The organism is bacterium, from assembly GCA_035419245.1.
Lineage (GTDB): Bacteria > Zhuqueibacterota > Zhuqueibacteria > Residuimicrobiales > Residuimicrobiaceae > JAKPUX01.
The window spans coordinates 24814-34641 of record DAOLSP010000025.1; the positions used below are offsets into that span (position 1 = coordinate 24814).

Genomic DNA, 9828 nt, shown 5'->3' on the forward strand with positions numbered 1-9828 from the left:
GATGACCTTCATTGACAGGAAATCGGCGCGGCAGGTCACGGTGATCCGGCGAAGTCAGACCCAGGACGCTGAAGGCGACTATGGCAACGTGGCGGCGACCACAATTCATTCAGGCATCATTGCCGATATCCAGCCCGTAAGAGGAAAACTTATAGAAAGCGCCGCAGGATACAGAGCCGATACGACGCATTTGATGTTTACCCAGGACTATTTTACCGACATTCTCGCGCTTGATATTGTCCAGGACGGATCAACGGAATACGAAGTGCTGGTCCCGGCTAATTGGCGGGAACACACCGAATATCAGCTAAGGATACTGTAAATGCCAGTATCGGCTTATACAATCCTGACGACGGTTTTCAAGAAACTGGACGCGGATACAACTCTTCAGGGTGCCAGTTATCTGAACGGTACGGATCGGATCGAGAAGGGACCCCGTCGCAGGAAAGGCCTGACAGCCCCCTGCATTACCATGAAAATCGGTGGGACATCGCTCGATACCGACGACAAGGTGCAGGACGCTACTATTTACATCAACAGCTATGCGCTGGACAAGAGCAACGGGACGCCTGATCTAACCAGGCTTTCAGCCATTGCCGGTCAGGTGGAGACTTTGCTCGATGATGCTTCACTGACGGCTGCAAGCGGAATGCGATATTTCAATTGCTATGTCACCAGCCCGCACGGAGAGGCCTTTCTGGACCCTGATTTTCCAGACGAGCATTATGTGAGCACAATCATCAGGGTTCAGTGTCAGAGTACCTGATCTGCGGGATTCTTAACATCATAACTAAGGAGATTCAAAATGGCCGGAACGAAAAACAATGTAATCATCTGCGGGACCTCGGTTCAGCTCAAAGTCGCCAACACGGATGTCGGCTACACCAAAGGCGGGGTGGAGCTGGAAATGAACAGCGAATTTTACGACGTGATCGCGGATCAGAGCCTTACCCCGATCCTTCGGAAGATGACTTCCCGGACCTGCAAGGTGAGAACCACCATGCTCGAAGCGACGCTTGATCATCTGCGCATGGCCTGGAACCTTGCAGACTCGGCCCTGGTCTCCAGCTCCCTGACCCTGAACAGCACCGAGAAGGGTGAGGTTGTAATCCAATTTATCGGCAAAGGCCCCAACAGCACGACTCGCACCGCGACATTTTTTGCCTGTGTTGCCATGGCTACCGGCCCAATCCCGAATTTCAAGGACAAGGAGTGCGAGATTCCTGTGGAGTTCGAGTGCCTGTGGAGCGATTCTAACAGCGCCTTCGGGACCATCGTTGACGCTTGACCGCTGGAGAGATGGCTCTTTATTTCACATCTCCGGCAGATAATCCCGCTTGCGGTTATGGCCGAGTAGCAACAAAGCTGCTGGAAGCCCTGAAATCCTCCGACATCCCGATCACTGAGAAACCTCAGCGGTCGGATGTGCAGATTTGGTACGGTCAGCCGTTCAGGGATAAAGACACAAAGCGACAGCGCCGTCGCAGATGTGATACTTATCTGATTTACACAATGTTCGAATCAACGGTTATTCCTGACGGCTGGGTGGATGAGATCAACAAGCATGACGCTCTCCTGACACCCAGCCGCTGGTGTGGCCGCTGGTTCATGGAATGCGGCGTGACGGTGCCCTGGCGTTTGCTTCATCACGGTGTTGATCCGGCTGAATTCCCGCTTCTGGAGCGACCGGCTGACCGGAAATATCTGACATTCATCTGGCAAGGTGTGAATCCGAAAGATCGCAAAGGGTGCGAGATTGTACGGCGAGCCTTTTATAAACTTCGACTGAAGCATACGCGGCTGATTGTGAAGGCGGTGCCCGTGCAATCGCCGCGTCTTTATATGGAGACGCCAGGCTGCAAAGAGATTTGGGACTGGTACACGCAGAAGCAGATGCTCTCGCTCTTGCAGGAAGCCGATATGAGCCTTAATCCGACATCCGGCGAAGGATTCGGGCTTATCCCCCTGGAACACGCGGCAACAGGTCTGGCGGTAGCAGCCACGGACTTTTCCGGCTGCCGAGAATATCTGGAAGACCTGAAGCCGGATATGATCGGTATCAAATGGCGACCGAAGCCAAGTTATTTCAACAGCCTGGGCGGGGACTTCGGGTTTGATGCAGCTCCTTATTTTGATCATCTCTGTTCAATCATGGAGTGGGCATCGAAGAATCGTGAAGAGGTGCGGGCAATGGGCCTGCGTCTCGCCCAGGCTGTTCATAAACGGTGGACCTGGGATCGCCCGGTCCAACAGCTCAAAGAAATCCTGGGACGCTTAAAACAGGGAGGTGAGAACCTGTGAAAAAATATCGTTGTGACCGGTGCTATCAGACTGCAATACGGCTATGCCGGGATTGCCATATGGCCCTATACGACAGGTGCGCTTATACAAGGCTTGGTGAACCTGGCGTTTGGCTATGCCGGGAGTGCTATAAAAAGCGGTACGGATCGGAGCCGTGAGTTATGCAATTTGAAATCAGAGACATATGGCTGACGATCTGTATTTTCCTGCATTCGGCTGTCAATGGGATTTTGGATAACATCGACCATCACAGTGGGGCAAGGACGCTAAAGGATGCCTGGCATGGAGTAAAGCTTTTTGACCGCATCACATTGATTATGGCCGGGATCATAGCCGCCCGCTGCAAATGGTCCTGGTTGAAAATAGCGACGTTGGTTCTGGCCCTGTTTCTGGCCAAAAATGTCTGGTCTTATTTCTACCTGAACCATATCGAGTTTTGGATACGGCTGGATGAAACTTTAAACATCACCACCGGCTGGGCATGGTTGGACGAATTTTTAGGGATTGAAAAATAATGCCGAGCAGCCAACCCGACAATATTTCCACCGTCGTGAAGTGGATTGTTGAAATCGATCCGGTTTCGGTCCTGGACGTAGGGGTGGGCTTTGGCAAATATGGTGTCCTGGCGCGGGAATATACCGATATTCGGCATGGCCGCTATCACCGGCAAGACTGGAAAGTGGTTATCGACGGGATCGAGGTTTTCCAGCCCTATTACAATCCAATCTGGGAAATCTATGACCGGATATATTCTGAGGACCTGGTTGAATTGCTCCCGCATCTGAAGAATTATGAGCTGATTCTGCTTTGTGATGTAATCGAGCATCTTGAAAAACCGATAGGTCTGGCAGTGCTGGCGGAATGCCGACGGATGGCCACAAGGGCAGTCATTGTATCAACGCCACTCGGTTACTACCCTCAGGAAGCAATGCACGGGAATAAATACGAGCGACACAGATCGGAATGGACTGAGAAAGAATTTCCAGGTTTCACGCTCCGGTCCGAGAATCGATGCCTGTCAGGACTTTATTGGAAGGCTTACTGATGACAACGCGAAGAACCAAAGATGCCGGCAAAAAAGCAGCGTCGGCTATTGCCGAACTTTCCCGGCAGGTTTCTGTTGCTGTTCCCCTGGGACCGAACCGTGAAGCTGAGATAACCCGCCTGATGGAGGCTGTCAAAGCCCAAACTACTCAGCCAGGAGAAATCATCGTAGAGGAAGGATCAAATCCTTACGTTAATCGAAACAAGGCCTGGCGCAGGGCAAAAGGATCAATTATCTGGTTTTTAGACAGCGATGTGATACCAGATCCAGACGCTCTGGAAAAAGCCTTAGAGATTTTCGCGCAGACCAACCCTGAAGGAGTGGAAGGCCATATCTACGGGATCATACAACGGGTTTTCCGGTGGGGCTTTATGTCCGGCCATATCTTTTATACCCGTAAAGCTCTGGAAAAGGTCGGCGGCTTTGACGAGCGCTTCACCGACTGGCGGGGCGACACAGACCTGGGCTGGAGCATTCTTGACGGCGGCGGCTTGATCCTGTATCAGCCGCTCTCGCGAGCATTCCATCCTGCCGGTTCCAATACTCAGCCGAACCTGGAAACCGAGCGGCTGCTGTATGACAAACATCCGGCACTTTACCGGGAAGCCCGGGAAAAGGGCTACCTGCAGTGCTTTATTCATGATTAATGGAGGCCACAATGAACGAGGAAGTAGACCGGCTGCTGAACCAGCCGCGGGAATTCAAGATCGGCAACAAGACCTTGACGGTCGAGGCCCTGCCGCCTGGGGCCGTGACGCTTATTATCATGCGCATCATCGACAAGATCAAGACGGTGGACCTGGAGATGCTCAAAAATGCTGTCGCGGACGGGAAGGCCGAATCAATCTACGACCTGTTCGGGACGCGGCTGGTCGAGGCCATGGCCCGCGATTATCAGATTTTCCAGATGATCCTGACACCGGCGGAGACCTGGAGACGGACCAGAGGCAAGCTCAAGAAAACAGACTTTCCCGTCACCATTGAAGAACTGGAATGGGATGCGCCCGAACTGATGCTGGGCGAGATACTGGATGAATGGCTTGCCAGAAATCCCCGATTTGCTATTCAAAAAAAAATGGTCAACCTGGCGGCAATGCAGCAGTAGAGAAATCTTTACAGGAGCAGATAATCAGCGGTCTGGTGGCTCTTATCAAGGAAACAGGGTGGAAGCCGGAATACATCATCTGGGAACTGCCCTGCGCCTGGTTTTTTCTCATAATAGATTTTTGGCCGACATATAAGCTAAATGATGCAGACGAAGAAGAAGGCAAAGATATTTCAGCGTTTTCGGACGAACAGCTTGCCCAGCTTGGACTGAATTATGCCCGCTAAAACAGGACGATACCGTGACATCAGCAAAAGCACGATGCGCGGGGTACGGACCGCAACCGGTCGACGGATGTGGGGCCAGCGGGATCAGTTGCAGCGGGCCAGGGCTAAAATGGATGAAATCATCCAAACTATTGAACAAGACCTTGGCCCCGAGGCATTGGAAGCGGTGCTATCCGTTATGCAGACTGTCGCCAAGAATCCGTCACGGCCTGGAGCCTGGCGGGACCGGACCGGCAATCTGCGCGACAGCGTAATGGTGGAGATCCTGAAGCCGCTGGAAATGAAAGTCGTGGACTACCGCCACGGCAGGACCACAGCCCATAACGACACGGCCATGCTGCTGGGTCTTCTCTATGCCGGAATGGAATACGGCGCGGCGCTGGAAACAAGGCCTGGCTACTCGGTCCTTGGCTACGCGGTAGAGTCCCTGAAGCGGAGGCTGACGCCTCAGCTCGCAAAAAAGCTTAAAATAACCAAAGGCACTGGAAGAAAAAATGTTGATTGACCGTCTACATTACGCCCTTGGCCTTGACACCAGCGAATTCAAGCAAGGCTGGGCCAGCGCCGACCGTCTGTTAGGGAGCATGGACGGCAAGATGGCTGCTCTGGCGACCGGCGCGGGGATCGGTGCGCTCACTCTTGCAATCGGCAAAATCGGCGAGCAAGCGGTTAAAATGGCAATGGAACTGGGCGGAGCCATGAACGAAGTCTGGTCGATCACCAACCGCACGGCAAAAGAGATGGAGGGGATCACAGATGAAATTCTGAACATTTCAAAGCGGCTTCCGCAAAGCGCCCCTGGTTTGGCAAAAGCCTATTATCAGGTTATCTCCTCTGGAATTACCGATACATCGAAAGCTCTGGACGTGCTTGAAGTTTCTGCCAAAGGCGCAACGGCTGGATTGACTTCGACTTTCACGGTTGTGGATGCAATGACCAACGTCCTGAACGCTTACAACCGCGAAACAGCGGATGCGTCAGAGATTTCGGATGACCTGTTTGTCGCGGTCCGGGACGGCAAGGTAACGATGGAGCAGTTGGCCCCGGCTATCGGTCAAGTGGTCGGCACCGCCGCGCTGGCAAAAGTAGAGCTTAAAGAAGTCCTGGCGGCTATTGTCGCCATGACTCTTTCAGGCTATTCGGTAGAGGAATCGGCTACTTCCATCAACCGGTTCTTGCTCAGCATAGTCGACAGCCAGGATTCGGCCAAAGAGGCGGCTAAATCGCTTGGGATCGAATGGTCGGTGGCAGGGATGCAGGCCAAAGGTTTCCAGCAATTCGTCAAGGAACTGAACGATAAAGCCGGCGACAACGTCGAACTGCTGCAAGCAATGGTGCCTGAGATCAGAGCGTTCAGAGCGGCGGCTGTAATCGCCGGAACCGGTGCAGACGCTTATGCCCGCAGCCTTGAGAACCTCAAAAATTCGGCTGGGGCAACGAATGAAGCCCTCGCCAAGATTATGTCGGGGACGGGAAAGCAATGGGAAGTTCAGAAAAATAGGTACAATGCCGCCATGATCGAATTGGGCCAAAAGATACTACCGGCAGTATCAACGGCAGTTAGATTGGTCAACGACGCCTTTGAGGGATTGGGACTTGCCGGCGAAACCGAGGCCAAGCGTCTGCAACGGGAATGGGGCATGGTGGGCGAGGTAATAAAAAGCGTCGGAGATTTGGCCGCACGATCCGCCGCAATACAGACCGCTCTGTCAACGCTTATGGCCCCGGGCCAGAGTCCGATGCAGACTTTTAAAACCGTCGAGGAGATGACCAATTTTCTGAGAGCCTACCCTGCGGTGAGCGAGCGAGCCAAGGAAATCCAGACTCAGGCGAAGATCAGCACAAGCGAGCTGGTAGAAGCGCTCCAGGCTGAACTTCAGGCGTTGAAGGACATCGACGCCGAAACCAGAAAAGCCCAACTCCAGGGCAAGCAACAGATTGTGAGCGCAAAACAACTGGCGGATTACCAGGCGGAAATCACCCGGCTGAAAAAACAGGCCGAAGCTCTCGGAGAAACAGGCACTGCTCAGAAGCTTGCGGAAATCTCTGAAAGTCTGGCTGAATCGGCCAAGACCTGGACGGATGAAAAGCTGAAGGCAGTAATGGCCGACAGGCAGAATGTTGTGAACCAGATTGCGCTGGCAACAGCGGCTGAAGCTGCGAAAAAGGCCGATGAAGAAAAGGGCAAACTCGCGGTCGATCTGGTTGATACTTCCCGGCGCCTGATGGTAAGCGAAACACAGCTAATCGAGCTGGATAAAATCAGGGTGAACTTGGCCAAAAAGGCAGCGGAGGCCCGGGGGACAGAGCTATCGAAAATGAAGGCTATGGGGAAAGTCGAGCCTTCCGGTCAATGGATGCCGCAGAGTTCGATCCAGACAACCGATAGAGGCAAGCTTCCTTATGGCGCATTTCCAATGCCAAAGACATCTGACGTCAAGGCATTCAAGACTGAGTCTGAAAGGCTTTGGAAAACGTTCGTCTATGGTGAAGATGCAGCGCAGAATTTCGCCTCTGCCGGCATGAAGCTGGTGGATGTCTTTCTGGAAGGGGATCAGACTGCGAGGGGATTTGCAGAGGGCCTTATTAAATCCTTTGAGGGAGCAATAACCAGGAACCCCCTTGACTTCATTGAAGGAGTCGTGGACATTTTCGGAAGTCTTTTCAGTAGCAGCAAAAAAGCCGGAGACGCGACTAAAGAGCTAACCGAACGGATTGCCGAATACACCGATCAGCTGAAAGAGATGACCTACGCCCAGCTGGTGCAGCAGATGAATAACCTTGTAGCATGGTGGAATAGTCTGAAATCCCCGGCTGAGCGTGCCGCATACAAGGACCTTTTCAATGCGCAGGTTGAGGCGATCAGAGAGCAGTTATTGAATTTCGGCAAATGGGGCAATGACTTTACCAGCATGATTGAACGCTGGAACTACGAATTGCAGACGTTGAATATTGATGACCCGGTTGAAAAATTCCAGCGGCTTGTGCGCTATGCCAAACAATACCTGGGCATCGACATGCCGACTGAGATCGAGAGCGGTTTCGCAAAGGTCAAGATGTTTCTGGACTCGCTCGGTGCTGGAAGCAATATCAAAGACGCATGGCAGGCCGCATTCGGTATGGCGATGCCGACTTCACTGACCGATGCGCAACTCAGGGAGCTGGTGCAGACCTACATGGATGCTATTCAAGCGATGCAGGAGGCTGCAACAGAGGCGGCAAAAAATACAGGGGCCACAAAAACAGAGGAAGAATCGGTCGCATTCTCAAAAACCAAACAGATCACATACCGTCAGGCCGATGAGATGACTCTGGCGCTCTGGTCCATCGACGAATATGCCAGGAAAATATTCAAGGTGCTGAATGACCGGCTAACCGGCGGCATTATTGGCAGCGGCGGCAGCGTCACATGGCCCGCTGGAACGGAAATCAAAGTCGACATCAGCGATTTGATCAGCCGGTTGAACATCTACGCGACCAATACCTTTGTCAACAGCCAGAACTGCATCGTGGACGTCTCTAAAGCCAACGTTTATCTGAGCGGGACATCTTATAACCCGGAGACTTACAGCTCGCTAATTGCTAATGAATCGACAAAGGCTTTGCGAAGTCAAGGTCTTGCCTGGGTTTCTTGAGGTGATGACTAATGGCCGACGTACCGTTTGAAATAAAATTCAATAACACCGACTGGGCGACATTTGGATTCAGGCTTGTCAAAGACGGCGTGCAGGGTCTGGACGAAATGCGCCCCTCACGGATGGACATTGAATGGATTCCCGGCAGGGATCAGCCGTATTATTTCGGCGCATTCCTGGGTGAAAAGCGGTTGACGGTGACCGGTGTAGTTACAGCCGATGACCGTTCGGATTTGAGGGACCTGCTGCTTCTTTTGAAAGCGAACCTTGCGACATCTTTAGGAGAAGCCAAGCATTTGGTGTTTGGTGATTCTGCCGCTTATTATCAGGCAATTTACGACGGGACATTCATAGTCCAATTCCTTGGTTCCACCTTAACCGGAAATGCGGCATTGGTCACGGTTGGATTTCTGATTATCGCCGACCGGTGGATAACGTAGAAAGCACTCTATGGCTCTGACTTTCGAAATAAAATTTGCCGGTGAAAATTGGAAGGATTACGGTTTCACCGTCGTCAAGGACGGGATAAAGGGCATTGAGCAGATGCGGGATGTGCGGCTTGATATTGAATGGCCGCCTGCCAGCAATACACCGGTCTTTTTCGGCAGCGAGGAAGGAGAATGGCATCTCACGGTCTCAGGCCTGGTAAAAGGCACCTCAAGGAGCAACCTTAAAACCAAACTGGAATCTATCAAGGCAAACCTGGCGGAAAGTCTGACTGCCCCGCAGGAACTTTGCTTTGGAGATCAACCGAGTCTGAACTATACAGCCGTTTATGACGGCACGTTCAATTTGAAATATATCGGCCCGTCGTTGACGACAAATGTAGCGTTGCTGACAGTTGGTTTTCTGGTCTTTGATGAACGGGAGTAATTTCTTATGGCATTTGGCGACTACAATTATAAACTCGAAATCTATAACATTGCAAACACTGCAAAGCAATGCGAATTCGTCCGGTCTGACCTGCTTTCCGGCGAAGTAATTCAGGAACTCTGCGGTGAAGAATCTCTCACTTTTCAAATCGCACGGAATCATTCTAATTTCGGGTACCTGGCAAAATTCCGCGTGGTCCGTTTGTGCGACACGAAACTGGGAGGCTATACCTGTTACAGGATCAAAAGAATAAAGACGTGGAGGAATCGCCAGAAAGTATTTGCCGAAATCTATTGTGAGCATCTGAAATATGACCTGGCTGACCGTCTGATCCGGGCCGAGAAACATTTCATTCAGGAAAACCCGCAAACCATTCTCGATTACATCCTGAGCTTTTCCGATGGTTTTACACGGGGCGTTTGCCCCGCTTCGCCAGTGATCGACTTTGACATCAATTATCAGACATGCCTGGACGCGATTAAATGCCTTGCGGAAGCAACCGGCCTGGATTATATCGTATTGGCCGAGGCTGCGCCGTTTTACAAAGTCGTGTACATTATGAATATTGGTCTTGATACGGTCACAATTTCCTACGGCGAAAATCTTAAAGCCATAACATGCCAGGAAAGTATCGAAACCGAC

The 9828-nt window shown here is 52.0% G+C and carries 14 protein-coding genes; all 14 read left to right on the forward strand.

The genetic code is table 11. From position 1 onward, the window contains the following. Position 1: 1 nt before the first annotated feature. Positions 2–322: a hypothetical protein gene (locus PLH32_16990; protein ID HQJ66304.1), complete on the forward strand. Its 321-nt coding sequence runs from the start codon at positions 2–4 to the stop codon at positions 320–322. Then, positions 323–766, forward strand: a complete 444-nt coding sequence (locus PLH32_16995) for a hypothetical protein (GenBank protein ID HQJ66305.1) — start codon at positions 323–325, stop codon at positions 764–766. 39 nt (positions 767–805) lie between these two features. Then, entirely contained in the window at positions 806–1288 is a 483-nt protein-coding gene (locus PLH32_17000) for a hypothetical protein (protein ID HQJ66306.1), read from the forward strand. A gap of 11 nt (positions 1289–1299) precedes the next feature. Further along, positions 1300–2301 (forward strand): glycosyltransferase family 4 protein, encoded by a 1002-nt coding sequence (locus PLH32_17005; protein HQJ66307.1) that lies wholly within the window; start codon positions 1300–1302, stop codon positions 2299–2301. 161 nt (positions 2302–2462) lie between these two features. Next, entirely contained in the window at positions 2463–2816 is a 354-nt protein-coding gene (locus tag PLH32_17010; protein ID HQJ66308.1) for a hypothetical protein, read from the forward strand. After that, positions 2816–3346 carry a class I SAM-dependent methyltransferase gene (locus PLH32_17015; GenBank protein HQJ66309.1) on the forward strand — a complete coding sequence of 177 codons (531 nt, stop codon included), beginning with the start codon at positions 2816–2818 and terminating at the stop codon, positions 3344–3346. Before PLH32_17010 ends, PLH32_17015 begins: the two co-directional genes overlap by 1 nt. Then, complete coding sequence (locus PLH32_17020) at positions 3346–3993, forward strand: glycosyltransferase family A protein (GenBank protein ID HQJ66310.1); 648 nt, start codon at positions 3346–3348, stop codon at positions 3991–3993. Before PLH32_17015 ends, PLH32_17020 begins: the two co-directional genes overlap by 1 nt. 11 nt (positions 3994–4004) lie before the next feature. Further along, on the forward strand, positions 4005–4451 hold the full coding sequence (locus PLH32_17025) for a hypothetical protein (GenBank protein HQJ66311.1): 447 nt from the start codon (positions 4005–4007) through the stop codon (positions 4449–4451). Between the two features lie 35 nt (positions 4452–4486). Further along, a complete protein-coding gene (locus tag PLH32_17030; GenBank protein ID HQJ66312.1) occupies positions 4487–4678 on the forward strand; it encodes a hypothetical protein in 192 nt (63 codons plus the stop codon). Between the two features lie 109 nt (positions 4679–4787). After that, positions 4788–5183: a hypothetical protein gene (locus PLH32_17035; protein HQJ66313.1), complete on the forward strand. Its 396-nt coding sequence runs from the start codon at positions 4788–4790 to the stop codon at positions 5181–5183. Further along, positions 5173–8313 (forward strand): phage tail tape measure protein, encoded by a 3141-nt coding sequence (locus PLH32_17040; GenBank protein HQJ66314.1) that lies wholly within the window; start codon positions 5173–5175, stop codon positions 8311–8313. The genes PLH32_17035 and PLH32_17040 overlap by 11 nt, the downstream gene beginning before the upstream one ends. An 11-nt stretch (positions 8314–8324) precedes the next feature. Then, positions 8325–8753, forward strand: a complete 429-nt coding sequence (locus PLH32_17045; protein HQJ66315.1) for a hypothetical protein — start codon at positions 8325–8327, stop codon at positions 8751–8753. A 10-nt stretch (positions 8754–8763) separates the two neighbouring features. Then, on the forward strand, positions 8764–9186 hold the full coding sequence (locus PLH32_17050) for a hypothetical protein (GenBank protein ID HQJ66316.1): 423 nt from the start codon (positions 8764–8766) through the stop codon (positions 9184–9186). A gap of 6 nt (positions 9187–9192) precedes the next feature. Further along, positions 9193–9828 (forward strand): hypothetical protein (locus tag PLH32_17055; GenBank protein ID HQJ66317.1); only part of this gene is annotated, 636 nt, incomplete at its 3' end.